Source organism: Paenarthrobacter sp. GQ52, from assembly GCF_059759005.1.
The window spans coordinates 74,771-100,844 of sequence record NZ_JCAXEJ010000012.1 but is presented as its reverse complement, the minus strand read 5'-3'; the positions used below and the strand labels follow the sequence as shown (position 1 = coordinate 100,844).

Genomic DNA, 26,074 nt, shown 5'->3' with positions numbered 1-26,074 from the left:
CCCTTAAGGCATCCCATGAACCTGACCCCAGTCAATGATGACTTGGCGGCGAAGACCGTCCCGCCCCTCGACGACCCCCAGCTGGAAGCACTTGCTGTGATAGAACGCCGTGTCCTGTGGCTTGCGACGTCCATCATCCACCACGCAAACAAAGTGCGGCCCAACACATCCGGCATCAAGGTGGGCGGGCACCAAGCCTCGAGTGCCTCCATTGCCACGATCATGACCTCGCTCTGGTTCGGGCAGCTCCGCGCCGAGGACCGTGTCTCGGTGAAGCCCCACGCCTCGCCGGTGCTCCACAGCATCAACTACCTGTTGGGCAGCTTGGATGAAAAGTACCTCACGACGCTGCGTGAGTTCGGCGGGCTGCAGAGCTACCCCAGCCGTTCCAAGGATCCGGATCCCGTTGACTACTCCACTGGCTCTGTCGGTATCGGGGCCACCGCGCCGATCTGGGGTGCCATCTCGCGGCGTTACATCGAGACCGTAAGCGGCACACCGAACCGTGGGCGCCAGTACTCGCTGGTCGGCGACGCCGAACTGGACGAGGGCGCTGTCTGGGAAGCCGTGCTGGACTCGAATGTTGCGGATCTCGGCGAGATCGTCTGGATCGTAGACCTGAACAGGCAGTCCCTTGACCGGGTGGTGCCAAACATTGCCGCGGGCAAGATTGAGCGCCTCTTCGCGGCCGCTGGTTGGCAGGTCATTACCGTGCGTTTCGGCCATCTTTTGGAAAGTCTCATGGCCAGGCCAGGAGGCGATGCACTCCGGGCACGCATTGTTGACATGTCCAATCCCGAATACCAGCGGCTTCTGCGTTGCTCCGCCGAGGAGCTGCGCCGCAGGCTCCCGGGTGAGGGCGCCGGGGGTGCGGCCATCGCGGAACTTATTGCCGGCGTCGAGGACCAGATCCTGACCCGGGCCATCAGGAACCTGGGCGGGCACGACCTTGCCGCGTTGCGCGAGGCCTACGCGCAGATCGATGACACCCGCCCCACCGTCATCATCGCCTACACCGTCAAGGGCAACGGGCTGCCCACCGAAGGCCATCCGCAGAACCACTCCTCGCTGCTTACTATCGATCAGTACCGACAACTCGCCCACGGAATGGGCGAGAACCCCGACGCGCCTTGGACGCGGTTCGACCCCGCAAGCACCGAAGGGCAACTGGTGGGAATGACGGCCGAAACCCTTCAGCGCTCCGCGCAGCCTGCTGTCGCCCCGCCCTCAGTACCGGCAGATTTCGGCAGGACGCCCTCGGGCACGGCAACCACGCAGGCGGCTCTGGGCCGTACCCTGCTGGACGTCACCCGTGCGGCGCCCGATGTGGCGCGCCGACTGGTGACCGTCAGCCCGGACGTGAGCTCCAGCACCAACCTCGCCGGCTGGCTGAACAAGGTGGGCGTCTGGTCAGTGGAAGAGCGCCGGAACTGGTTCAGCGACGATACCGAGACGGTCATGCACTGGCGTGAAAAGCCCACAGGGCAGCACATCGAACTCGGCATAGCCGAGGTCAACCTTGTCAGCCTCTTGGGCGAGCTTGGCGCAACCTGGAGCCGTTGGGGCCAGCCGTTGTTCCCGATCGGCGTGCTCTATGACCCATTCGTTGAGCGTGCCTTGGAACCTTGGTCCTACGGTATCTACGCCGGGGGGCAGTCAATCCTGGTAGGGACGCCGTCGGGCGTGACATTGGCGCCCGAGGGCGGTGCCCACCAGTCCATCAAGACGCCTTCCATCGGACTGGAACAGCCCGGCTGCACCAGCTACGAACCGGCCTTCGCGATCGACGTCGAGTGGACGTTGCTCGCCTCCATGTCCCAACTCGGACGCTCGGACGGCAAATCCGCGTACCTGCGTCTTTCCACAAAACCCGTCGACCAGCAACTGGCCGCCGTCCCGGAGGATCCCGCCGCCCGTGAGCGTCGCCGTCGCCAAGCGGTGGCTGGCGGCTACATGCTGCGCGCGGCCGCGACGCCGTCGGCGACGATCGTCGCCATGGGCGCCCTGGTCCCGGAAGCGCTTGCGGCCTCCGAGCGGCTCGCCGCCCAAGGCACCCCCGTGGACGTTGTCTGCGTTACGAGTCCCGGCCTTCTGTACGAAGCATTGCAGGGACGCAACGGGCAGAAGCAGGACGCACCGTCCTGGATTCTGGATCAAATCCTGCCCTCTGAGCGTGCCGTCCCCATGGTCACCGTGCTGGACGGTCACCCCCACACACTGGCGTTCCTCGCCAACGTGCACCAAGTCAGAAGCCGCAACCTCGGCGTCGATACCTTCGGCCAGGCGGGCGGTATTGACGACGTCTACCGCTACCACGGGGTGGACACCGACAGCATCGTCCGCGCTATCCTTGACCTGCTTTAGTGACAGCTAGTCAGGCATTGCCCGCACAGACGTGATGTGGTTGTCCCGCTTTGTTGACACTGCAACAGACAGGTGCCTTGCTTCATATTCACGGTGTGTATGGACTTAATAACTAAAAGACCTTTATGATCACGGCAACAGCTAAATTTGCTTACACGCAAAGCCTGCTGGAGCTGTAAAGAAACGCCTACTTGGCGATAGCTCAGTATCGCAAATCAGCCATAAATGACTCGCAGTAATTCCGTTCGCACCCGGGTCTCCCGCCAATGAGGCAATTGGCGGGAGACCATTTTATGTTTTATGAGAGAGCGCCCCTTGAGCACGTCACCTGATACGCCTATGCCCAGCCCCAAAGCGGGGCACCCCCGAAGGTCCCTCTTTTCCCGATCCAGCCGAACCGTCATGGTCGGCATTTTTTGTGCCTCCTTGGTACTTACCGGCCAGACGGCAGCAACAGCCGCCGGCGAAACAGAAAATGCCGTGACATTCACCGACGTACCCGCAGGCATGATGTTTGCGAAAGAAATGTCCTGGCTGGCAAATGAAGGCATCTCCACCGGCTGGTCCGACGGAACATACCGTCCTTTGACCGCCATCAATCGCGATGCAATGGCCGCGTTCCTCTACCGGCTGGCAGGATCGCCGGAGTTCACGGCACCAAGCACCTCCCCGTTCCAGGATGTCAGCCCCGGCCAGCAGCACTACAAGGAAATGGCATGGCTTCACCAGGAGGACATCTCCACCGGGTGGGATGTGGGAAACGGTAAACGGGAGTACCGCCCTACGGCCCCGATCAACCGCGACGCCATGGCGGCCTTCCTCTACCGCTTTGAAAACAAGCCTGATTTCCAGGCACCAGCAACGCCACCCTTCTCTGACATCACCAGCACGACGCAGTTCTACACCGAGATTTCCTGGCTCCATGCGAAGGGAATCGCTACCGGTTGGGATAACGGAGACGGCACGGCTTCCTACCGCCCGCTCTCACCCATCAACCGTGACGCCATGGCGGCATACTTGTACCGCTTATCTTTGCCCCCTGCAGCGGATGGTGTTGTGACCTCGCCGGATACCCTGGTGATTGATACCAACACCTTGGCACAGGAATACGTTCAGGGCGATACAACCATCACGTTCAACTCCGTGGGTGCGGGAGCACCGGATATCGACCCCGGCAACGTGCTTGTTTCTGGTTTCTCGGACTTTACTCCGGACGGAATGTTGGTTCGCGTCCAGCAGGTTACTAATGCTCCGGACGGAAAACAGACAGCTGTTGTCCAACAGGCCACCCTGCCGGACGCCATTTACGACACCAACGGTTTGGTCACCCCCACCACCACCATCGTGAAGCAGGAGTTCATTCCAGCGGATGGTGTGGACATTGTTGATAACGGGCAGGCCTCCGCGGCTCCCTTGAACCGTAACGGCGGTCGAATTCCAGCGGACGAGTTGGCCACCCCAAGTGACGTGTCCCTGCCCATCTTCGAGAAAACGTTCAAATTCTCTGACACCCTGAGCAAATCCGTCACAGGAACTGCGTGGAAGACCGTGGATGTGGAGGGCACCGGAACTCTGGCACTCAGCAGTGAAGTCGGTGTTGATTCTGCTGTCAACGCAGAAGTGGATATTCACTGGGCGTCACTGAAGGAAGCGAAGTTCACGCTGGACACTGGTTTGTCCGCCGAAACAACTGCACGCGCAACGGGAACGCTGACCGGAACCGCGGAAAAGAACCTTGGCACGGTCAATACCTGGGCGCATATCCAAGTTGGCCCAGTCCCTGTAGACATTCAGTTCATCTCCTCAATCGACCTCAAGGCCAAGAGCGAATGGACCGCAGATACCTACGTCACGGCTGCAGCATCTGCAACCACTACGGTTGGCATGTCCTACAAAGACGGCAACTTCCAGCCCGTCGCAGAGTACGGCGGCAACGCCGAAGCTACCTTCCAAGGCCCTCAGCTGACCAGTGAATCTTCAGTAACCATCGGACCCACACTGACCGCAAAGCTGTATGGAATCGCGGGACTTACGGGTGGATTCGACGCATACGCCAACTACGCCACCGGCCCGGAAACCTGTGCACACGAGGTAGGCCTGGCTGGCCGCATAGGCGTGATCGCCGGCGTCGAGGTCTTCGGCATGAAGCTGACAGACGAGTGGAAGAAGGAGATCACCAAGAACCTGGTTCTTTGGGAAGGTAACCTCTGCAAGCCCACACCGCCCGTTGGCGACGTCTCTGAGGAAGTATTCGGCGACGGCATCGCCGTGGAAGAAGACGGCGGAGCAGGTGACTCGTCCCAGTGGGGCAGGGCAACTGACTATGGTCCCGGTGGCGCCGCATGGATCCTGTCCACGGGCAACATGCAAAACTCCGTTGGCACACCTGAACAGCAGGCGTCCAGCGATCTGGGAACACCAGGAAACGCCACGCTGTCCAACTTCATCGGCGATCTGCCCACTTTTGATGCAGCCTCCTACTGGGCCAAAATCGTTCCTTCAGGCGACACCCTCCATGTTCGTTACTTCTTTGCCAGCGAGGAATACCCCGAATACGTGGGCAGCGCCTACAACGACGTCATGGGCGTCTTCGTCAACGGAACCAACTGCGCGTTGGTACCCGGTACCCAGAGCCCAATCAGTGTAAACAACGTCAACGATCACACGAATGAAAGTTATTACATTGACAATGCCGCCGGAGCAAGCGGATTCAACACCGCCATGGACGGGATGACCACCGCCCTCACATGTTCGGTTCCCGTGCAACCGGGCGTACCAGTCACCGTGGAAATTGCCGTTGCTGATACCAGTGATGGCATCCTCGACAGCGCCGTAGCGCTGCTCGACGGAGGCATCTGGTCCGACTAAGCGTTTAGAGAAAGACGAAAGGGCCCTCCGCCACATGGCGGAGGGCCCTTTTTCAGCGAAGTGAAATTCGACGACGACGGTCGGTTCCGCAGCGAAGGTCCCGGTTGAGCCTGCGGTCGCCGTGGTAGAGGATCGATTCCCAATCAACTTCCTCGGCCGTTTTGGGGACAACCAACGATTCGGGCTTTGCTTTCGGTTTGGGCGTCACGTAAAGCCAATTGACTGCTCCCAGGACAACATCCACCGCCGAGTTCCACAAGCCGATATACGACTGGATGCACATCATGGCCAACACTGCATTCAGTGAGGCGAAGGCAACGTTGCCCCAATTCCCCTGCTGGGCGTCCCTCCAAACGGTCAGTACCGAGAACGCGACGATTGCGTAAGGAATCAGGACATAAATGGCGGGGGCGGCTGTCCGGTCCTTGACCTTGGGGGTTCGGACAAAGGGGATCTTGTCCCCCGTCAGTCCTTGCTGGAGTGATTTCAGGACGCCGGCGAGGTTGACCGGCAGCAGGATGAGGTTGAAACCGTATATCCGGAAGATGTCGCTAAAACGATGGCCGCAATCGCGAAGGTCTGAACCCATGCATAGGAAGTACGGCAGGGCAGCTATAAAGACTGCAGGACTAAGGAGCCTGCTGTCATAGGGATAAGCCAGCAGGAAAAGGAGCCCGAAGCTGGCCCAGGTAATCGACGCCATGTAGTTCACGCGCAGGAGAACTTCGCGGATGAGTATTCTTTGCCGCTGGTTCCGCCGCTGCGAAAGTTGGTTCCAGAGCTTGGGAAGGATGAGCAAGCCACCGTTGGCCCAGCGTCGACGCTGCACCACCAGTGAACCGAAGTCCGGTGGTGTTGCACTGTAACTCAGGCGCTCCGGATAATTTACGAGCGTCCAACCGTGAGTGCCCAGGTCAATGCTGGATTCGGTGTCCTCAATGACGGTGCGGTCCTGGATATAGGTGCGGATTTCGAACCCGCCAACCGTCTCAACTTCAACGATGTCCTCGAGGGCGCGCTTACGGATAATCGCATTGGCACCCACCCAGAAAGTGGCTCCATAGTACGTCATGCCTTGGTGCAGAATGTGCTGGATATCCGTGGTGGCACCGGCAATCCTCTCAATCCGGGTAGGTGCACCCCGGAATGAGGAATACGGTGTTTGCGTCACTGCCACACGCTCGTTACCCGCAGATTCCAGGAAGTACACCAAGCGCAGGCAATAGTCCCGCAGCAGCAGGGAATCAGCATCCAAGGTCAGCAAATAGGTACTGTCCGGAACCAACAGATCGTCATCACGTGGCACCAGGGATGGACGCAGAACCATGCCTCCAGCAGTCTCTTCCCGCCGCCAACGTTTTCCCATGAGGGAAATGTAGGCGTTGAGGTTCATGGCCTTGTTGGCTTCGTGGGACAGACTGGCATACCTTTTACGCTCAAAAGTCTCGGTTTGAACGTTGAAAATCCACGTGAGCCTCAGGTAAAGCTGTTCCATCCGCTCCGGGTTTGGAGCCGTGTTCTGCGCCTCCGCTGCATTCAGCGCCAACAAAACCAAGCGAAGTTCACGAGCCAGTCCCATGATGACCAGGTCCACGAAGAATTCGTCCACATGGTCTTCCACGGTTTCAGCCTCAGCCATCGCTTCCAGCCACTCCACCGCTGCCTCATACTCCGCAATCAGGAGTTGGAGCTCGTCCGCTTCAATCGTGGCAGGGGTTTCCGCTGCAAGGGGCGACGCGTGTCTCTCCCGGAAAGTAGCCAACGCCTTGTTTGCGCGCTCTGCCGGAGCAGATAACGCATCTGCAATTTGCCCCGCCAGCGCCCTGGTCTGTTCAAGGCGGTGGATCTTCTCCGGCTCGGTAGGATGCGGAGGATCGTCCAGCAGGAGCACCACCCGCAGATCCGGGAATTCCTGAAGGGCGGCCGACCACAGCGTACCCCGCACAACCTGGGGTTCTTCTGCGTAGGACGGTACCAACACCGTCACGGCCTCTTTGTAGTTGGCGAAGTGATTATCAAGTTCACCTCGAGGGACCCTGCGATGTTCCTTGAACCGGTACAGAGCACCTTGCCGCGCCATAAGGTACATCAGGGCGGAGAACGTCAGGAACGTGACAACAATAAGGTACGAAATCGACTCAAATCCGAAGCGGAATCCTGAGTTCGGATTGTCAACAAGCTGCCGAATGATGGTGGAGACAACGTAATACAGCCATGCCCCAACCGTCACGAGCATGGCAAGCCTGCCAAGAACGATCTTTCGCGACGACGGCGTTGGGTGAACAATGGCCAACGGTTCGGACCGCCGTTCCGACCCCCACTGCCTCTTTCGCCCTGTATTTTCCAGACGCTCCGCGGGAAGCTCTTTGGTGTCCCGCTCTACATCGGACAAATCAACCAACTGGTCCGTCATTATTCCCCATCAAAACTGTGAACCGCGCCCTTCCGGCCCTGTAGCCGGTTGAACGTCCACCTTCTGTAACAAAGGCGTCGCCGATTGCCCTTATAGTAATCGATAGCAGGAGCCTTACGATTCCCGTGTGGTCCACGGAATTTGCTGAAACAGTTTCTTGGCCTCATTCATGGGTTTTAACTCTGCTCACTCGAATTTTTGGGTCTCAATGTTGGGGGATTAATGTCCAAGCACTTTCCTGGGCGAAAGCTGTCCTGGATTCGGCTCTCCGTACTGCTGGCTGTCATAGCTGTGGTGGTGGGGGCCGGCGTCGTTTCCTGGCGTAACTACACTGATACCCGTGCCGCGGCAGCGTCACCTTCACTTTTCGCTGGGTACGTCGACGTAACGGCGACACCTCGGTACGCGTTCGAGCAGCCAGTCAGCGACACCACCAAGTCCGTGGTTTTGTCCTTCATCGTGGCCGACGCCAAGGACGGGTGCACGCCATCCTGGGGCTCCTTCTACAGTCTGGACGCGGCCGCCTCAGACCTTGATCTGGACCGACGCATTGCCAGGCTCCGGCAAACCGGCGGTGACATCGCCGTTTCCTTCGGTGGGCTATCGAACAAGGAACTCACCACCGCCTGCACCGACGACGACCGGCTTCAGCAGGCCTACTCGAACGTGGTCGACCGCTACGACCTCAACACCATTGACCTCGACATCGAGGGAACCGCCCTGACGGATAAGGCAGCCATCACACGGCAAGCCAAAGCCATCGGCGCGGTGCAGCAAGGACGGCGGGCCGAGGGCAAGGGCCTCTCCGTCTGGCTGACGCTACCCGTGGCTCCGTCGGGGCTGACTACAGACGGGACGGCCGCCGTCGAGCAGTTTCTCTCATCCGGTGTGGAACTTGCCGGGGTGAACATCATGACCATGGACTACGGCGAAAGCCGAGTGGCCGGACAGTCCATGCTGCAGGCCTCAATCGCCGCAGCCGAGGCGACCCACTCCCAGCTGGGTGAAATCTACTCCGCAGCGCAGCAAAACCTTGGGGCACAAACCCTGTGGCGCAAAATTGGGTTAACCCCCATGATCGGCCAGAACGACATTGTGGCCGACGTTTTCACCCTCGCCGACGCCCAAGGTTTGCACGACTTCGCGCAAGGCAAAGGCATTGGCCGGATGTCCATGTGGTCCTTGAACCGGGACGCCGAATGCGGCCCGAACTATCCCACTTTGACTGTGGTGTCCGACGCCTGCAGTGGCGTGCCGCAGCGTGACACACGTTTCTCCGATGTGCTGGGTGCTGACATTGACTCAAAACCCACGGACTCCCCCGCTCCGGTGCAGCCAACGGGCACAACAACCGCCACGGCAGTAGTGGACGACCCCGCCACCAGCCCTTACCCGATTTGGTCTCCCGTGGCCACGTACGTGCAGTCAGACAGGATCGTTTGGCACGGCAACGTCTACGAGGCCAAGTGGTGGACCAAAGACGACGTGCCCAACGATCCCGTCCCGGACAAAGCTGCGGCGCCGTGGAAACTGATCGGCCCTGTCCTGCCCGGCGACCGGCCCAAGCCTGAAGTCACTGTTCCCGCCGGAACATATCCGGCATGGTCAGCCACAAGCGTTTATCACAAGGGCGACCGCGTGATGCTGGGTCAGCACGTCTTCGAAGCTAAATGGTGGGTCCAGACACAGAGTCCGGAAGCCGCGCTGCAGGGGTCCACAGATTCGGGCTGGATGAAACTCTCCAATGAGGAACTGACCAAGGTGCTATCTGGCGAAGCGGCAAAATAGCCTTCTCCCGCGTGTGGATATCCGAGCAAGCACGGGATCCGATGCGAACAAGGTCTGACCTGATCAGTGCATAAAGCCACTGCCGTCCCAGTCCCGGTCGTATTTGCCGCAGCGGGTGCATCGCCTGTACCGACCGCTGCCATCCTCTGCGGATTCAACGTGCCAGTGGTGATGGAGGTTTAGCTTGCACATGATCATCTGGAGCATGGCACTCTCCGTTCTCAGCACGCTGAGCCGCTAAGCGCGTTTCATACGTGTGACTAAGTTTAGGCCGCACGCCTTGTATTCTCTATCTGAGCCACGTCTTGTTGGCCTTTTCTGGTTTGGAACTACGCCCTGCAGGTGCTGAACCATGGACGTTCCTGGGGGAACCATGATCCAGTCCCGATCCGCACCTACTATTCGTCGGCCCTGTTGGACGCCCGGACCGGCAAAGCGAGCCTCACGAAACCTGTCTCTGTCCGACCTACTCGCCGTACAACGGTGAGGGGTGCGAACAAGGGCGGGACCCGTTGCGCGCAAGTAACCTAGCCCTTGAAAATCGGCGCCCGCTTCTCCTGGAAGGCACGGAAACCTTCGGCGTAGTCGTCCGTCTTGCAAAGCCGTGCCTGCTCTGTGTTTTCCTCGGCCATGGATGTCCACAGGCCCAGGCGCTGGTCTCGGATGTGTGCCACGAGTTCCTTGGACGCGTTGAAAGCACCTGTCGCCCCCGTGGCTACCCGCGACACGATCTCCCGCGTCACCGGCAAGAGGGAATCGGCCGGCATCGCCCGGCTGAACATCCCCTGTTCCACGGCTTCCGCGCCGGAAATGAGGTCGGCGGTGTAGATCAGGTCCAGCGTGCGGTGCATGCCCAGGCGTTCCGTGAAGTACCAGTGCCCTCCCGAGTCCAACGTGGCCCCGAGCTTGGCGAAGGGTGAACCGAACTTGGCGTTGTCCGCCACGTACACCACGTCCGTGGCCAACAACAGCCCCAGCCCTACCCCCAGGCAGGCCCCGTGGGCGGCAGCAAACGTGGGCGCCGGAAACGCTGCCATCTTCTTCAGCAGTGGTTCCACGAGTCCGCCGAGGTACGCCTGGGCATCATCGGTTTCCGGCGTTACTCCAGAGATGTCGCGGCCGGCACAGAAGGCCCGGCCTTCTCCGCGAAGCAGTAGCGCCCGCACTTCACCGCGTGAGGCGGCGGCAGCAGCAGCGTCGTCGTACGCTTTGTCCAGTTCGGCAAGCGCGTCCTCGTTGAGCGAGTTCAGCTTGTCCGGGTAATTAAGGACGATTTCGGCAATGCCGTTGGCAATGGAGAGCTCGATCATGGGGACTCCTTAGACGTCGAAGTCGACGGTAACTTCTTCGCTGGTGGGGTGGGACTGGCAGGTGAGTACGTAGCCCTTGTCCAGCTCGTCCTGCTCAAGGGCGTAGTTCTCATCCATGGTCACCGTACCGGTGACCAGCTTGGCGCGGCAGGTGCCGCAGACGCCACCGGCGCACGCGAACGGAACGTCCGGGCGAACACGCAAGGCAGCGTTGAGGATGGATTCGCGGGCGTGGGTGGGACTGGCGACGTCGCCGGTGAGACCATCCAAGGTAAAGGTGATCTTGTACGTGTCCTGCGACTCGTCCTCCACAACCGGTCGGCCAGCGTTGCCCTCGGGACGGTCCGGACGGCCAGTGGTGAACAACTCGAAACGAACGTGCTCGGGCTCAACACCGCGGGCAGCAAGGGTGTCACGGCACAATTGAACGAGCTCGAACGGCCCGCACAGGAACCACTCGTCCACATCCTCGGCACGGATGGCACTGCTCAGCAGCGCCTGCAGCTTCTCCGAATCAATGCGACCCGTCATCAGCGGAGCGATCCGCTGCTCGCGGGACAACACGTGATGCAGCGCCAGGCGGGACGGGTACTTGTCCTTCAGGTCCGCCAGCTCTTCAAGGAACATGACGTCCATGGCAGCTTTGTTGGCGTACACCAGGTCAAAGGTGGTCTCCGGATTGGCCGCCAGCAGAGTGCGCGCAATAGCGATGACCGGGGTAATGCCCGAACCAGCTGCGATTGCCACGAAGTTGCCCGGCTCCCCCGCCAGCTCCTCCGGGTGGTTCATGGAGTTCATGACGTTGTGCTGAACCGACGCGCCGTCCTTGCCGTGCCGCGAGATGAACGCACCCTGCGGGCTCATCACATCCAGGACATCACCGGCCTTCAGTTCGGCGTTGGCCCACGTGGAGAAGAGGCCGCCCAGGTCTTTCTTGATGGCCACGCGGATCTCGCTGCTGCCGTCCTCGAAGCTGCGCGGCTCTGCGCAAATCGAGTAACTGCGGCGGACCTCGTGCGGCTCGCCCTGCTCATCCGGCAACGTGGTGCGAAGGGCCACGTACTGGCCGGGCAGGTAGTCGTACTGCCCGGCAAGCTCGGCAGGAACACCAAACGTGACCTCAATGGCATCGTCCGTCAGGCGCCGGACCTCCGAGACAGTCAGGTTGTGGAAAGACGCACGACGGCGGCTGGCCGTCTGGGTTTCGGTGGTCATGGAATTCCTTAGAGGACTTTGAAGTAGTCGAACGGTTCCTTGCAGTCCTGGCAGACGAACAACGCCTTGCAGGATGTGGAACCAAAGCGGGTGAGTTCCTTGGTGTTCAACGATGAACACTGCGGGCATTTCACGGCCAGGCTCAGGCGGACGGGACCGGAATGGCCACCTGCGGCAGCCATGCCGCTGGGCGGGGCGATCCCGTATTCCTCCAGTTTGGCCTTGCCGGATTCGGTCATCCAGTCAGTGGTCCACGCCGGGGACAGCACCAGGTTGATGTGCACGCTGGCGTAGCCCTCATTCTCGAAGGCCTTCCGCAGATCGTCACCAATGGCGTCCATCGCCGGGCACCCGGAGTAGGTGGGCGTGATGGTGACCTCGACGGCGGCACTTGAGGCGCCGCCGTCGTGCTGGCTTGTTGTGTTGGTCGCCACCGGGACAACCCGCACGCTGCGGAGGATCCCCAGGTCCTCAATGGTGAGGACCGGGATCTCCGGGTCGCAGACCGTGGACGCAATGTCCCAGGCCCGCTGCTCAGCGGTCTTTTCCTGCGTCCGCGACAGAGTCGTCATGCTGCTCACCAGCTCGCGCCGGGGTGTTCGCGGGCCAGGACCTGCATTTCAGCAAGGATGTAACCCAGGAATTCGGAATGCTTGCCGTTGCGGCCGCCGCCCAGTGCCTGCGGGACGCCGGGAATTTCCAGCTCCGCTTCGGCCATGATTTCTCCGGTGAGGCGATCGAATTCTGCGCGGAGGCTTGAAGGCTTAACAGTGACGCCAGCCTCGGCCAAGCGGGTGGTCAGTTCGTCATCTTCGAAGAGTTCGTCCACATACGGCCACACGAGCTTGAAGCCCTGGATGATGCGTGCCCGGGACTCATCGGTGCCGCCAGCCAGGCGAAGCACCCACTGCGCGCTGTGATCGCGGTGGTAATCGACTTCCTTCACGGCCTTCGCGGAGATGGCTGCGATGGTGGCGTCGGTGGACTCCATGAGCTTGGTGTAGAGCTCGTACTGGTAGAAGCTCACGATGAACTGCCGGGCGATGGTCACGGCGAAGTCGCCGTTGGGCTGCTCAAACAAGTGGGCAGAACGGAACTCGTGCTCCCTGCGGAAGTAGGCGAGGTCATCCTCGGACTTGTCCCAAGCGGCACCGGCATAAGTCAGAAAAGAACGGGCGTGGCCCAACTGGTCCAGGGCGATATTGCCCAGGGCGATGTCTTCCTCAAGCTCGGGAGCACGGGAAATCCAATGGCCCAGGCGCTGGGCGAGGATCAGGCCGTCGTCGCCGATGCGCAGGGCGAACTCTGCAGCGTCCTCAGTGGGCTTGACCTGCCCGCGGCTGATTTCGAGCGCGATGTCTTCGGGGCGCAGCGCGTTGCCCGGCGTGATGCGGGTGGCACTGGCCGAGCCGTCGCCGGACGCGCCGGCTCCATGGACGCCCACTGAGATGTCGCCGTGGCCCTCAATGGCGAAGTCAGTGTCTTTAGCAGTTTCTTGAGTGCTCACAGGTGCTTCACGCCTTCGCTCTTGGTGTAGTACGTTGCGTGGCGGTAATCCTTGCCCTGCGGGGACTCGAAGAAGGAACCCTTGGAGTCGGGATCGCTGGAGGAAATCGCCTCGGCCGGGACAACCCAAATGGAGACGCCTTCGTTGCGGCGCGTGTACAAATCGCGGGCGTTCCGGAGGGCCATGGCCGCATCCGGTGCATGCAAGGAACCGGCATGTACGTGGGACAGGCCGCGGCTCGAGCGGACGAAGACCTCCCAAAGGGACCAGGGGGTTTCTTCCTTGGCGCCATGCGAGGTGATGTCCGGGCCTGAGGCGGGCGCCGTCGTCGTGCTTTCAGCGTTGGTTGCCGCAACCCTGGGGGCCTCGCGGTTGATTTCGCTGGCGGCGCTGGCCGGTGCTTCCGGGTTACCGTGAGGAGCCATTATGCTGCGTTCTCTTTCTGTGCTTGCTTGCGGGCGTAGGCCACTGCGGCTTCGCGAACCCAGGCACCGTTTTCGTGTGCCTCACGGCGGCGCTCGACGCGCTGCGAGTTGCAGGGACCGCGGCCGGCCAGGACTTCCTTGAACTCGTTCCAGTCCAGGGGTCCGTGCTCCCACTTTTTGGTTTCTTCGTTGAAACGGATGTCCTTGTCAGGCAGGGTCAGGCCGAGGACACGGACCTGCTCCACCATCATGCCGACGAACCGGCTTCGCAGTTCGTCATTGCTGAACCGCTTGATGTTCCATGCCATGGACTGCTTGGAGTTGGGTGAGTCGTCGTCCGGCGGGCCGAACATCATCAGCGACGGCGCGTACCAGCGGTTCACTGCGTCCTGGGCCATCTGCTTCTGCGCAGGCGTGCCGTTGGACAGCTCCAGCAGGATCTCGAAACCCTGGCGCTGGTGGAATGATTCTTCCTTGCAGATGCGCACCATTGCGCGACCGTAAGGACCGTACGAGGCGCGGCACAGGGGAACCTGGTTGCAGATGGCTGCACCATCAACAAGCCAGCCGATGGCCCCCATGTCAGCCCAGGAAATCGTGGGGTAGTTGAAGATGGACGAGTACCGGGCCTTGCCGGCAATCAGGTCTTCCATCATCTGGTCCCGGGACTGGCCCAGGGTCTCAGCGGCCGAGTAAAGGTACAAGCCGTGGCCGGCCTCGTCCTGGACCTTGGCCATGAGGATGGACTTGCGCTTCAGGCTCGGTGCCCTGGTGATCCAGTTGGCTTCCGGCTGCATGCCGATAATTTCCGAGTGCGCGTGCTGCGAGATCTGGCGCAGCAAAGTCTTGCGGTAAGCCGCCGGCATCCAGTCGCGCGGTTCGATGCGCGAGTCCTCCGAAATGATGCGATCAAAATACGCCTGTCCGGCTGCCTCCCGCTCCTGCTCTTCCGGGGACAGCTCAGCGGGCACTGACTGCAGATTCTGCGATGCCATGGTTGCTCCTAATAAATTACCGACCGTTCGTTCAGAATATGCGGACCGGGTGATTTCAGTCAAGCGTTCGAGCCTTTGGTGCGGCCGGCGCTTGGTCCTGTTTGCGTGGCCCTGCGTTGTTGACAAGGTCCTCGCTGCCCGCCGTGTTAACTTGGGGTGGGACCTCAGCTGTCCCAGTCACCGCTAGAAAAGAGCCTTACGTGGAATCGCCCCATCCCTTCAGGATTCTCACCGTCTGCACCGGGAACATCTGCCGCTCCCCCGTGGCCGAACGGTTGCTGCAGACCGGGCTCAACCAGGTCAGTCCCGGGTCCTTCGAAGTCCGCAGCGCCGGCACTCGCGCCATGGTGGGTGAGCCCATCCAGCCCCTCTCGGCCCGGATCATCAGCACTTTCCGCGGAAACCCTGACGGTTTTGCGGCCAGGCAGCTGACCCCCAAGATCCTCAAGGAAACCGACCTGGTGCTGGCCATGACGTCCAAGCACCGCGGCGAAGTCCTCCAGTTGGACGCGTCCCTGTTAAAGCGCACCTTCACCGTGCGGGAATTTGCCCGGATGCTGTCCGTGCTGGAGAACCGGGGCGATACGGCCCCGACCGGGGACATCACGGAGTTCTGGCGGGCGCTTCCCACCCGGGCAGCCTCAGTCCGCCACCTCGCGCTACCGTCCGATCCTGCAGACAACGACGTGGTAGACCCCTACCGACGAGCGGAAGAGGTCTACCACCAGATGGAGGATGAGCTGGCCCCGGCCATCCTAGGCATCCTCCGTTTCGCGCGCCTGACGGCGCCGGCCTAGTTGGTTATTGCTTAGTTGAGGGCGATCACCAGCATCTGGCTGGTGCCGGGGATGCAGGTCTGCAGGACAACTGCAGGGAATCCGCCGAACACTGCTGCGACGTCGTTGGTGCTTCCCGGGTTGGGTACCTGGCCCCGGCCCGTGGCCGTGAACGTTCCGTAGCCTGGGATCGACACCGTTTCCCCGACACCGATTCCCGAGAACCGTCCCCAACCTCCACAGAAATCGTGCTCCGTGATGAACGTCGCGTAGGCGTTGGTGGGCGTGTAGTGGATGGGCCCGATGCAGGCGTCCACCATCGACTGGCCACCGGCACCAGCCACGTAGATGGTCCGGACAGCGGGAGCCGGTGCGGGGGCCGGAGCTGCTGCGGGAGCTGGAGCAGCAGCTGCGGGAGCGGCCGGTGCTGGCGCGGGGGCAGCCTGCGCGGCGGGAGCGGCTGGAGCCGGTGCGGGAGCGACTACCGCGATGGGCGGTCCGGTGAGCTTCAAAACCTGTCCCGGGACAATCACCGAATAGGCGCTGAGCCCGTTGGCAGCCAACATCGCAGTGACATCCACCCCGAAACGGGAGGCAATGGCACCTACTGTGTCCCCGGAAGCCACCGTGTAGAGGTTGGGGTCACCAGCTGGCGCGGCGGGGGCCACCTCGACAGGAGCGGGAGCTGGTGCGGCTGGCTCAGGAGCGGGAGCGGGTGCTTCGGCAGCGGGAGCTGCTGGCGCTTCGGCTGCCGGAGCCGCTTGTACTTCCGGCGCTACCTCCGCTTCGGCATCCTGGACCGGCAAAGCTGCGGGTGCTTTTGCACTGTCGCCTTTTGAAAAAGGCGCTTGTTCCTGGGAAACATTTTGGTCGGTGTCACCCGCCGGTTGCGTCGCCCAGTTGACGACGCCAAAAAATAATGGGATCAACGCTAATATCGCGAGCACTGCGCCGGCAATCAACAGTTTGGATTTACGGGAGTGCGGCCGCCGAACATCGCCATTGCTCTTGGTTGACAGGGAAGATTGAAGATCTAAGTCATTCATGTTCATGGGAAACCCCGGACTCCATGGCTCTGGACCGCGCAAGACAGGCCCCTGTGGACCTGGGTAGGAAAGCGCAGCTACGTATTGGGAGGGGCACCGCCCACAATTGGTGGGGGTGCGGTCCACCGCTGAGCCGGAGGAACGGAATTGCTATAACCCTAGGAATTTCAATGGTAGGAATAGGTCCATGCCCGCCGCACGAGTAGGAACTACTCGACTTTCCTTCTGAAGGCTTGAATGGTTACTTGGGCATTACGCAGTTTCCGGAATTGGACTACTTGCTCCCGGGCACGCCGGCCGCCCTAACTAACTGGCATTTGTGGCTCTCCCAGCTCTGGTGGCAGCTACAAATGCGAGACAGTTGGGTTTCATCTCGCCCTCACCCTCCGTTCACGCTGGCCACGCACTGTGGAACCATGACTGACCTCTCGCGCCGCTCACTCGTCAAGACTTCCCTTGCCACGCTCGCCCTCGCCGGCATTACCACCAGCACAGCCGCACCCGCGTCCGCTACCCCTTCCGCCATCCCCCTGGTGCGCAAGCGGCTCACGCTTCCCACGGGGATTGCCACCGGCGACGTAACAACGGACTCCGCCGTCCTCTGGTCCCGCGCTTCCGGCCCTGGCCGACTCACGGCACAGCTTCAGGCGGTGGACAGCGCGGGCGAGATCCTTCGCGGACGCTACGGTTTCAGCCGGACCATCCGCGGACCTTTGGCCACGGACGCCAGCGACTTCACCGCCAAAATCCATGCCAAGGGCCTTCCCGCAGGCACACGTTTCGCGTTGGAACTGACCTTCGAGGACGAAAACGGTCCAGGCGAGGCAGTTCGCGGCACCTTCAGCACAGCGCCGGGTTCCACCGACGGAAAGCACGACGACGGCACTGAAGACGCGCGCGGAGGCGGCAGTTCGTCGTCGAACGGGCAATCCTTTGTGTGGACCGGCGACACCGCGGGCCAAGGCTGGGGCATCAACGAGGAACTCGGCGGCATGCGGGGCTACAAAGCGATGCACGCTACGAAGCCAGACTTCTTCATCCACTCGGGCGACACCATTTACGCCGACGGCCCCATTGCCGCAAGCGTGACTGAGAAGGACGGGCGAGTATGGCGGAACATCGTCACCGAGGAAGTCTCCAAGGTGGCCGAAACCCTGAAGGAGTACCGGGGCCGGCACCGCTACAACTCCCTGGACGCCAATATGCGGGCAATGTTCGCCGATGTCCCGGTGATTGCGCAGTGGGACGACCACGAAACCACCAACAACTGGTACCCCGGCGAAATCCTGGACGACCCCCGCTACACCGAACGGAACGTCAATGTCCTGGCGGCGCGCGGCCGTCAGGCATGGCAGGAGAACATGCCGATCGCCGACGCCGACGCACTCTGGCGCCCCGGGACGTACAACGCTGGCCAATACCAGCCCGCGCGCATCTACCGGAAAATCTCCCGCGGCCCGCAGTTGGACATCTTCTGCCTGGACATGAGGACCTTCAAGTCCCCCAACACCGACGGCAAGGAACCCTACGCCACCAACATCCTGGGCCAAGAGCAGGTGGACTGGCTGATCAAGGAAGTCCGCAAATCCAAAGCGACATGGAAGGTGATCGCCGCGGACCTGCCCCTGGGGATCATCGTTCCCGATGGCGCCGTGAGCCAGGAAAGCCTGGCCAACCGTGACCCCGGCGCTCCACTGGGACGCGAGCTGGAAATTGCCGGAGTGCTCAGCGCCTTCAAGAAACACGGGGTCAAGAACACAGTGTGGCTGACCGCTGACGTGCACTACTGCGCCGCCCACCACTACTCCCCCGAGCGGGCGTCGTTCACCGACTTCGACCCCTTCTGGGAGTTCGTGGCCGGGCCCATCAACGCCGGCTCCTTCGGTCCGAGCGAAATGGACAAAACTTTCGGGCCCGAAGTTCTGTTTGCCAAGGCCGGGCGCTTCCCGGGAGAGTCACCGCGTGACGGCGAGAACCAGTACTTTGGCCACGTGGACCTCGCGGCGGACGGTGTGTTCACGGTGAGCCTGCGCAACGCTTTGGGAGCGGTGATCTACTCGAAAGCCCTCACCCCACAGCGCTAACCCACGCAGCCTCACCCAACTGAGTCGCAGTTAATGCCGTTTTGAGCCCTCAAAACGGCATCTACTGCTACTTACTTGGGTTTCGGCGTATGCTCTCCTCAGCGCAGGCAAGACGCGTTGTTCGCTTTTGGGTGGGGCCACGTTCGAAGGCAGGGGTTCAGTGGCAGGAGTGAAGCACGGGGTTCTTCCAGTGCGCTCGTCGTTGCAGCAGGTTTGGCCACTCTTTCTGGTGCCCGCTGCCGTTTGTTTGGTGCTGCTGGCTTTCGGGCTGGCAAGCGGAGTAGGAACGACGACGGCGCAACTCGCCGGTGACTTAGCCATCCTTCTCGCCGCACTCACCGCGCTGACCACCCACACCCTCGCTGCCCGAAGGCGCCGGGACCACAAGGCAGCACGCTGGTTCGTAGTGGCGGGCTTGGCGCTCTGGTCCTGCGCCCAAGCATTCTGGGCGTTCAACGGAGTGGCACTGGACCACGCCTATCCCTTCCCCTCCGCCTCGGATATCGGGTTCGTTGGCTATGCGTTGCCCGTCGCCGTCGGGCTTGTCCTGCTCCCCAAGGGTGACGGGCCCCGGATGTCACTGTGGCGGGCGGTGCTGGATGTCGGGACGGTGGCGAGCGCCGTTTTGTTCATCGCCTGGGGCACCGTTCTTGGACCACTGATCGAAGCCGGCAACACTGACATTCTGGCTTTCCTGACCACACTGTCCTACCCGTTTGTGGACGTAGTCATGGTCTCGCTGGTGATCGTCCTGACCATGAGGGCCGCCCGTGGCCGAAGACTTCCATGGCTTTGCCTGGGGCTCGGCTTCCTGGTTCTGGCGCTGACCGACCTCACGTATGTGAGGCTGACCAGCGAGGGCGTCACCGGCATCACAGGATCTCCCCTGGCGATCGGCTGGGTTCTCGCCTTCCTGCTGGTTGCACTCAGTCCGCTGGCACCGGAGACGCCCAGCACCCGTAAAGACGGCCGCAGCTACGCGGCCATCCTGGAACTTTTGCCGTACGTCCCGGTGTTCATGGCCGTGTTCTTCAACCGAAGCCAGGCCATCAACATCAACGACCCAATCCTGCTGGTCACCGGCCTGGCTGTCCTGGGTTTCGTCATCGTGCGGCAGGTGCTGATCGTCGTCGAAAATGTCACGCTGACCCGCGAGCTCGAGTCAAAGGTTGCTGAACGGACGGCCGAACTTGAGGGTCTCGGAGCAATCGTGAACTCCTCCGGCGACGCCATCATCGGCGAAACCCCGGATGGCGTCATCACCAGCTGGAACCCGGGCGCCGAGCGTATTTTCGGCTACCCGGCGTCGGAAGCCGTTGGCCGGAAAGGCGACTTCTTTGTTCCACAGGACTTGGTGGAGAACGAACGCCAGGCGTTGGAACTTACTGCCCAAAGCGGCGGCGTGCAGAACTACGAAAGCCAGCGCCTACGCGGTGACGGAGAGGTTATCCCGGTGTCCGTGACACTGTCGCCGGTTCGGGGTGACTCCGGCATTCGTGGCGTCGCCACCATCTCCCGCGACATCACCGAACGCAAAGCCGCGGAGAAGGATCTCCTCGCCGCCCGCGAAGCAGCTTTGGAGGCCAGCCGTCTCAAATCCGAGTTCCTGGCCACCATGAGCCACGAGATCCGGACTCCCCTCAACGCGGTGATCGGCCTGACCTCGCTCATGATGGACACGCCCCTGAGCGAGGGCCAGCGGCAGTACGCCCAGGGAGTGAAGGGCGCCGGCGAGGTCCTGCTGACCCTCATCAACGACATCCTCGACTTCTCCAAACTCGAAGCCGGCAAAGTTGACCTGGACATCAACGTCTTCGACCCCCGGGCGCTGGTGGAAGAAGTGGCGGGACTGGTTGTGGAAGCTGCGCAGGGGAAGAACCTGGAGCTCATCTCTTACTGCCACCCGGACGTTCCCGCTCGCCTGATGGGCGACGCCGGCCGCATCCGCCAGATCCTCCTGAACCTCTCTTCCAACGCGGTCAAGTTCACTCCCTCCGGTGAGGTGGAAGTCCAGGTCTCCGTTCTTGCCCAGGACGCCGGCAAGGCGTCGTTGCGCTTTGAGGTGAGGGACACCGGCATTGGCATCACCGCCGAAAATCACCAGAGACTTTTCGAATCCTTCGCCCAAGCGGACGCCTCCACCACACGCCGCTACGGAGGGACGGGACTGGGCTTGGCCATCTCCCGGCGCCTCACGGAAGTCATGGGTGGCAGGATCGGCCTGGACAGCGAGGTTGGAGTTGGCAGCAGGTTCTGGTTTGACCTTGATCTCCCCGTTGGCCCGGCAGCCTCAGACACGGAATCTTTGCCAGCCAGCCTCTCCGGACGCCGGGTATTGGTGGTGGACGACAACGCAACCAACCGCCTGGTGCTCGAAACACAACTGGCCAGCTGGGGAATGTTTCCCCTTTCGGTTGCCGACGCCGCGTCCGCACTGGACGAGTACCGGTCCGCGGCCCTGTCCAGCCACCCCTACGACATCGCGGTGGTGGACATGTGCATGCCCGATATCGACGGCCTCCAGCTTGCCCGCAACATCAGGGACGAGAGCAACGGCTCCGGCAGCCCGGGGATCATCCTGCTGACCTCCACCATGCAGGTGGAAAGGAGCGACCTCACTTCGGCGGGAATTCGCGAATACCTCACCAAACCCGTCCGCAGCTCCGAACTCTACAACCGTCTGTTGCGTGTGCTGGCCACAAAGACAGCTGGCATGCCTACCCCGCCGCCAATGGCCCACCCGGTTGAATCGGCGGATCCTGTGCCGCGGCTCGGCAAGCTCCTGGTGGCCGAGGACAACGAAGTCAACCAGTTGGTGGCACGCGGCATGGCAAACCGCCTCGGCTATGAAGTGCACATAGTGGACGACGGCGAACAGGCCGTTTCCGCCGCGCTGACCGGCACATACGCAGCAGTGCTCATGGACTGCCACATGCCCGTCATGGACGGCTTCGATGCAACCCGGGCCATCCGAGCCCGCAACGGCCACTCCGCCCGAATACCCATCATCGCCATGACGGCCGGTGCGCTGGATGAGGACCGCGAGCGCTGCTTCGCTGCGGGCATGGACGACTACATCAGCAAGCCCGTGGATCTCGCCACACTCGCTGAGGTCCTCTCGCGCTGGGTACCGCAAACATCGACGGCGGACGTCGGGGTGGATGCCGCGGCTGCGGCGGACGTCCCGCAACAGCAGGCGGCAGCACCGGCGTCGAACTCCGTTGTTCTTGAACTCGAGCGGCTGCAGATCCTGCGCGAACTTGGACCTGCCGACGGTTTGGGCCTGTTGCCCGAAGCCGTCAGGGCTTTTCGGCAGGACTCCCAGGGAGCCTTGGATACATTGCGTGCTGCACTGGAAAACGGACAAGCCGCGGAATTGGAAGCGGCAGCCCACAAACTCGCGGGCGCGGCCGCCAATATCGGAGCGGTGGGCGCTGCCGGCCTTTGCAAGGAACTGGAACGGCTCGGACGCGATGCTGGACCGGAACTGGGATCCACCGGAGCGCTGCTGCTGGACCAATTGCACACTGAACTTGCCCGCGTGGACGAGGCACTCGAGCGCACACTTACTGAAGCACACTCACCTGGAGCACCGTGAAAATCCTCATTGCTGACGACGACCAGATCTCCCGGATGATCACCAAGGCCGCCGTCGAGCAGTCGGGCCACGAGTGCATCGTGGCCGTCGACGGTGACTCGGCGTGGCAACTCTATAAGGAGCACAGCCCGGAGGCTGTTGTGACCGACCTGATGATGCCCGGCCTCAACGGGCTGGATCTTTGCCGCGCCATCCGGGCGGCTGAAGAGGACCGGTATACCTACGTGATCCTGGTGACCTCGCACGGTTCCCGGAAAGACGTGCTGGCCGGAATGGAAGCCGGAGCAGACGACTATGTCACCAAGCCCCTGGATCCGTTCAGCCTGCACATCAGGCTCCTGGCTGCCCAACGCATTACCTCTTTGCATGCAGACCTGGCCCGGTACCGTTCCGCGCTGAGTGAGCAGGCTCGTACCGACCCCCTTACAAAACTCCACAACCGCCTGAAATTGGCCGAAGACCTGGGTGCCCTGCATAGCGGGGGCGTGACCGGGCACAACTACTGCCTGGCCATGGTGGACGTGGACAACTTCAAAAGCTACAACGACATCTATGGCCATCAGGCGGGCGACGCCGCATTGGTTGCCATCGCCTCGACGCTGGCTGGCGAGGTCAGGAAATCCGACGCCGTCTACAGGTTCGGCGGTGAGGAATTCCTGCTGGTCCTGCGGGATCAGGAGGCTCCCGGCGCTCGTATGGTCATGGAGCGTGTCCGCTCTGCAGTGCAGTCCCTGCGCATCGAGCACTCCGGCGATCCCGACGGCGTCCTGACCATCAGTGCGGGCATCTCGGCGTACACCGAGGGGCGCCGTGCAGGAACCGAGCAACTCCTGCGTGAAGCCGACCTTGCCCTGTACGCAGCGAAAGCCTCCGGCCGGAACCGGGTGTCCCTGGCCGATGCCCTCCGCTCAGAGTGAGCTTGCCGCAGACTTCAGCTGCTGGATGACTTCTTTGTAGTCATCCGTGCTGACACCACTGGCTTCCTCCTCAAAAAGGTCCTCTTCGAAGCCAAACAGGAACATTGTCATCCCACATTCCAAGGCGTACCCCGGAGCCGTACGCAGTTGTTCGGCGAGGCTGTGTGACTGCGGTGAGCCGCCGGTGAAAGGTGCATCGGGAGGACCGGGGTTTTCACCGACCAGTCCCAGCCCGGCTCGCCGAGCCAAGGCGCTCGTGTACCTGTGGGAGGACCACTGTGATACGTCGTCCGTCAGCACGTTCTCGGTGTCAGTGGGAAGGCAGTGGTCCTGGCGCGGCACGGCAGCGGCCGCTCTCACGGCCGATACGTCATCCAAGCCGGTGAAGTCCACGTCTACGCCCGGCAACGTTGCGAGCACAGCGAACTGAGCAGAATAGTCCAAGCCGCGTTCCTGGGCGCCATCCGGATTGGCCTGGCCGTCCAAGCCTCCTTCTATGGCTTTTGCTTTGTCATTCGGCAAGACTCCGCGGCCCGCTACCGGAACATGCACTCGCCCTTGATACCCAAGTTTCCGTAGCTCGCTTATCTGCCATACGGCTGCGTCCACCGTAGATCCGGAATACCAGTCCCACCACCGTTGGACCTGCTCGTCAGTTACGGACCGCCCATGCCATGAACTGGAGCCCGGAATCCACCCCGGCATGGGGGAAGGCGCAACGCCCTCAGCCAAGCCGATGCCGTACTGGGGGGCGTCACCAAATGCCCAGTACTCGCGTTCGTTTCCGCCGTCACTGGGCCCTGGGTACCCCAACTCCCCGCTGGCATTCGTCCCGACCCGTATTGCTGCTATGCCCTCAAGCCCTAGGTCCGACGCAACAATGGCCAAGTACTTTTGCGCCGCATCCCTCGCCGCGGCACTGAATACTAGCTCGGCCCCCTCGTCCTCCGGGACGCCCCCACCGCTTCCCCTCAGCACACCTCCGGGCAGACCTCTTACCCAATCCGGTGGGTAATGCAGGCCAGGGGACAGAACCACAGCCATACCGGCCTCACGGCAACTGTTCAGGCGTTCACGAACCTCTGCAACGTAGTGATGGTCCACTCGTCCGGCTCCCGGCTGGTACCGATCCCAGGCCAAGGGTAGTTCCACTACGGAAACTCCGGCATCGTGAAGTGCAGCCAGGCGTGCAGAGGCGCATGTGGCGCCTAGGACACCGAAAGACATGTGCTCCGGCGCTGGCTGGGTCTCCGCACTGCAACCGACGATCACAGTTGCCATGAACAGCAAGGCAACACGAAGCAGGCCTCTCACGGGTATCCGCCGCTCACGGGAGGGAAATTCAGCCCTCCTGCGACTGCAGCGTCCAGCTTGATGCGGTCCAATTGCCACACAACGGTGTCGCCTGATGTCGGTCCCCTGAAGGTGAAAACCGGTTGGGCGTTGTCCTCCAGCCAGTCCAGGAACTCAGGTGCAGCGAAGCCGTATCCCTCGCTCAATTGCCTCCCCTGTGTCAGGACGTACTGGGCATCGCGGTCATGCAGGGACTGCAAGGATGGCAGGACCTCCCACCCCTCATGAGGCATGAGGGCGAACTCACCGGTCACTGACGTCAAACCCACTTTGGAGGACGGTGGCAACTCGGCGTTCATCCAGTCCCGGGCACGGACAAGTCCGTCATCGACTACTGATCTTGCCTGAACACCCAGAAAAAGACTGAGCATGGTCATGATTACTGCGGCAGCCATGACGACCCCCCGGAGGCGGGGCCGCCATTTCACCACCATCACAGCGGCTACAGGCACCGAGACCAGGGCAGCCAGCACCACGCAGTAGCCAAACTGCTCCTCTGCCGCCCCGAAGAAGACGGAGTAGATACCCACTAAGCCGGTAAAAAGCGAGAACAAACCAATAGCCCGCCGTTCCACCAGCGGAGACATAGCAGTCACTGCCCCCGCAACGATGGAAAGGCCCAGAAGCAGATAGCTGGTGCCGAAGCGTCCGGCCAAGTCAATGAGGCGGTCTATAAGGCTAACGCTGTGGACTGAATTGAAGCCTGTCATCTGAACGACGCCCATCATCCGTAGGACACCCACAGACTTTTGTTCAATGAACTGCGGAAACAGCCCGCTGGCAGCGATCAAGCCCAGATAAAGCAGGTAGGGAACTGTGGAGCAGGCGAGGATCCGCAAGGCTGTTTGCAGGGGCACTGTCCTGCGCCAGACCACCGCGGCAAGCAACGGAACCACGGTGAACACGGCCGTCATGTCTTTCATGGCAATGGCCAGTCCGAAAACCAACCCGGCGCTGATTTCAAGCCACAGACGGGTTCGCCCCGACTTACGGTCGAGCAGCAACAGGACCAATAACCATCCCGATAGGACCGCCAGGCCAGCTGGAGTCTCCATCATCAACCGCCCATCCATGCGAAGGACAAACGGGTCGCTGGCCAGGATGACGCCAGCCACAACAGCAGGTGCAACACCCACCAGACGGCGAACCAACAGGAAACAGACAACCACCGCAACTGCTCCGAGGACACTATTGACCCAGCGCAACTGCAACACCAAATCCGTGGAGTGGCCTTCCAGGCCCAACACGCGGATCACCACAGCATTAAGGGCGTATGAGCCTGGGGGGTGCAGGAAAAACGGGGTGCCAAAGATTGATGGCATGTGCCCGTCCGCTATCTGCCTTGCAATGTCTGCGTAGGTTACTTCGTCAATGAAGACGTCATTGGCCCGTTGAACACCGAACACCCGGAAGAC

General features: G+C 61.6%; 17 protein-coding genes. 7 read left to right on the top strand and 10 right to left on the bottom strand.

Going from position 1 to position 26,074, the window contains the following annotated elements:
* The first annotated feature begins 15 nt into the window (after positions 1–15).
* Together AC6CH8_RS15595 and AC6CH8_RS15590 are read left to right on the top strand one after the other, a co-directional pair.
* A complete protein-coding gene (locus AC6CH8_RS15595) occupies positions 16–2,364 on the top strand; it encodes a thiamine pyrophosphate-binding protein (protein WP_498191425.1) in 2,349 nt (782 codons plus the stop codon).
* Positions 2,365–2,766: 402 nt separating this feature from the next.
* Complete coding sequence (locus AC6CH8_RS15590; protein WP_498191424.1) at positions 2,767–5,232, top strand: choice-of-anchor L domain-containing protein; 2,466 nt, start codon at positions 2,767–2,769, stop codon at positions 5,230–5,232.
* A 52-nt stretch (positions 5,233–5,284) separates the two neighbouring features.
* Here the strand turns inward: AC6CH8_RS15590 and AC6CH8_RS15585 are convergent, their stop codons facing one another.
* On the bottom strand, positions 5,285–7,645 hold the full coding sequence (locus AC6CH8_RS15585) for a glycosyltransferase family 2 protein (protein WP_420178862.1): 2,361 nt from the start codon (positions 7,643–7,645) through the stop codon (positions 5,285–5,287).
* A 222-nt stretch (positions 7,646–7,867) separates the two neighbouring features.
* Here AC6CH8_RS15585 and AC6CH8_RS15580 point away from each other — a divergent pair, with 222 nt between their 5' ends.
* On the top strand, positions 7,868–9,433 hold the full coding sequence (locus tag AC6CH8_RS15580; protein ID WP_498191423.1) for a chitinase: 1,566 nt from the start codon (positions 7,868–7,870) through the stop codon (positions 9,431–9,433).
* A 527-nt stretch (positions 9,434–9,960) separates the two neighbouring features.
* On the opposite strand, the gene AC6CH8_RS15575 is transcribed toward AC6CH8_RS15580, so the two are convergent.
* Genes AC6CH8_RS15575 through paaA form a run of 6 tightly spaced genes read right to left on the bottom strand, consistent with a single transcriptional unit; the run spans position 9,961 to position 14,885 of the window.
* Positions 9,961–10,743: an enoyl-CoA hydratase/isomerase family protein gene (locus AC6CH8_RS15575; protein WP_498191422.1), complete on the bottom strand. Its 783-nt coding sequence runs from the start codon at positions 10,741–10,743 to the stop codon at positions 9,961–9,963.
* Between the two features lie 9 nt (positions 10,744–10,752).
* On the bottom strand, positions 10,753–11,958 hold the full coding sequence (gene paaE / locus AC6CH8_RS15570; protein WP_498191421.1) for a 1,2-phenylacetyl-CoA epoxidase subunit PaaE: 1,206 nt from the start codon (positions 11,956–11,958) through the stop codon (positions 10,753–10,755).
* 8 nt (positions 11,959–11,966) lie between these two features.
* Positions 11,967–12,530, bottom strand: a complete 564-nt coding sequence (gene paaD / locus AC6CH8_RS15565) for a 1,2-phenylacetyl-CoA epoxidase subunit PaaD (protein ID WP_498191420.1) — start codon at positions 12,528–12,530, stop codon at positions 11,967–11,969.
* A gap of 5 nt (positions 12,531–12,535) precedes the next feature.
* A complete protein-coding gene (gene paaC, locus AC6CH8_RS15560) occupies positions 12,536–13,465 on the bottom strand; it encodes a 1,2-phenylacetyl-CoA epoxidase subunit PaaC (protein WP_498191419.1) in 930 nt (309 codons plus the stop codon).
* Complete coding sequence (gene paaB, locus AC6CH8_RS15555; protein ID WP_498191418.1) at positions 13,462–13,890, bottom strand: 1,2-phenylacetyl-CoA epoxidase subunit PaaB; 429 nt, start codon at positions 13,888–13,890, stop codon at positions 13,462–13,464. Before paaB ends, paaC begins: the two co-directional genes overlap by 4 nt.
* Positions 13,890–14,885: a 1,2-phenylacetyl-CoA epoxidase subunit PaaA gene (paaA, locus tag AC6CH8_RS15550; protein WP_024817856.1), complete on the bottom strand. Its 996-nt coding sequence runs from the start codon at positions 14,883–14,885 to the stop codon at positions 13,890–13,892. The genes paaB and paaA overlap by 1 nt, the downstream gene beginning before the upstream one ends.
* Before the next feature lie 200 nt (positions 14,886–15,085).
* Between paaA and AC6CH8_RS15545 the strand changes: the two genes are divergently transcribed.
* A complete protein-coding gene (locus AC6CH8_RS15545) occupies positions 15,086–15,682 on the top strand; it encodes an arsenate reductase/protein-tyrosine-phosphatase family protein (protein WP_498191417.1) in 597 nt (198 codons plus the stop codon).
* Between the two features lie 11 nt (positions 15,683–15,693).
* Here the strand turns inward: AC6CH8_RS15545 and AC6CH8_RS15540 are convergent, their stop codons facing one another.
* Positions 15,694–16,713 (bottom strand): LysM peptidoglycan-binding domain-containing protein, encoded by a 1,020-nt coding sequence (locus tag AC6CH8_RS15540; RefSeq protein WP_498191416.1) that lies wholly within the window; start codon positions 16,711–16,713, stop codon positions 15,694–15,696.
* Positions 16,714–17,123: 410 nt separating this feature from the next.
* On the opposite strand from AC6CH8_RS15540, the gene AC6CH8_RS15535 reads away from it, so the two are divergent.
* The 3 genes from AC6CH8_RS15535 (at position 17,124) to AC6CH8_RS15525 (ending at position 23,306) form a co-directional block, all read left to right on the top strand.
* Complete coding sequence (locus AC6CH8_RS15535) at positions 17,124–18,791, top strand: alkaline phosphatase D family protein (protein WP_498191415.1); 1,668 nt, start codon at positions 17,124–17,126, stop codon at positions 18,789–18,791.
* A 160-nt stretch (positions 18,792–18,951) separates the two neighbouring features.
* Complete coding sequence (locus AC6CH8_RS15530; RefSeq protein WP_498191414.1) at positions 18,952–22,389, top strand: hybrid sensor histidine kinase/response regulator; 3,438 nt, start codon at positions 18,952–18,954, stop codon at positions 22,387–22,389.
* On the top strand, positions 22,386–23,306 hold the full coding sequence (locus AC6CH8_RS15525) for a GGDEF domain-containing response regulator (protein ID WP_091470578.1): 921 nt from the start codon (positions 22,386–22,388) through the stop codon (positions 23,304–23,306). Before AC6CH8_RS15530 ends, AC6CH8_RS15525 begins: the two co-directional genes overlap by 4 nt.
* Here the strand turns inward: AC6CH8_RS15525 and AC6CH8_RS15520 are convergent.
* Together AC6CH8_RS15520 and AC6CH8_RS15515 are read right to left on the bottom strand one after the other, a co-directional pair.
* The gene (locus AC6CH8_RS15520; protein ID WP_498191413.1) at positions 23,298–24,620 is read right to left on the bottom strand and encodes a hypothetical protein; all 1,323 of its coding nucleotides are present in this window, start codon (positions 24,618–24,620) and stop codon (positions 23,298–23,300) included. The two genes, AC6CH8_RS15525 and AC6CH8_RS15520, sit on opposite strands and share 9 nt — an antisense overlap.
* The gene (locus AC6CH8_RS15515) at positions 24,617–25,981 is read right to left on the bottom strand and encodes an ArnT family glycosyltransferase (protein WP_498191412.1); all 1,365 of its coding nucleotides are present in this window, start codon (positions 25,979–25,981) and stop codon (positions 24,617–24,619) included. The genes AC6CH8_RS15520 and AC6CH8_RS15515 overlap by 4 nt, the downstream gene beginning before the upstream one ends.
* Positions 25,982–26,074: the final 93 nt, after the last annotated feature.

Excerpts from the sequence above, each read along its gene's own strand:
- AC6CH8_RS15595 (WP_498191425.1), top strand. The coding sequence starts at position 16 with ATGAACCTGACCCCAGTCAATGATGACTTGGCGGCGAAGACCGTCCCG.
- AC6CH8_RS15590 (WP_498191424.1), top strand. The coding sequence starts at position 2,767 with ATGGTCGGCATTTTTTGTGCCTCCTTGGTACTTACCGGCCAGACGGCA.
- AC6CH8_RS15585 (WP_420178862.1), bottom strand. The coding sequence starts at position 7,645 with ATGACGGACCAGTTGGTTGATTTGTCCGATGTAGAGCGGGACACCAAA.
- AC6CH8_RS15580 (WP_498191423.1), top strand. The coding sequence starts at position 7,868 with ATGTCCAAGCACTTTCCTGGGCGAAAGCTGTCCTGGATTCGGCTCTCC.
- AC6CH8_RS15575 (WP_498191422.1), bottom strand. The coding sequence starts at position 10,743 with ATGATCGAGCTCTCCATTGCCAACGGCATTGCCGAAATCGTCCTTAAT.
- paaE (WP_498191421.1), bottom strand. The coding sequence starts at position 11,958 with ATGACCACCGAAACCCAGACGGCCAGCCGCCGTCGTGCGTCTTTCCAC.
- paaD (WP_498191420.1), bottom strand. The coding sequence starts at position 12,530 with ATGACGACTCTGTCGCGGACGCAGGAAAAGACCGCTGAGCAGCGGGCC.
- paaB (WP_498191418.1), bottom strand. The coding sequence starts at position 13,890 with ATGGCTCCTCACGGTAACCCGGAAGCACCGGCCAGCGCCGCCAGCGAA.
- paaA (WP_024817856.1), bottom strand. The coding sequence starts at position 14,885 with ATGGCATCGCAGAATCTGCAGTCAGTGCCCGCTGAGCTGTCCCCGGAA.
- AC6CH8_RS15540 (WP_498191416.1), bottom strand. The coding sequence starts at position 16,713 with ATGAACATGAATGACTTAGATCTTCAATCTTCCCTGTCAACCAAGAGC.
- AC6CH8_RS15535 (WP_498191415.1), top strand. The coding sequence starts at position 17,124 with ATGACTGACCTCTCGCGCCGCTCACTCGTCAAGACTTCCCTTGCCACG.
- AC6CH8_RS15515 (WP_498191412.1), bottom strand. The coding sequence starts at position 25,981 with ATGCCATCAATCTTTGGCACCCCGTTTTTCCTGCACCCCCCAGGCTCA.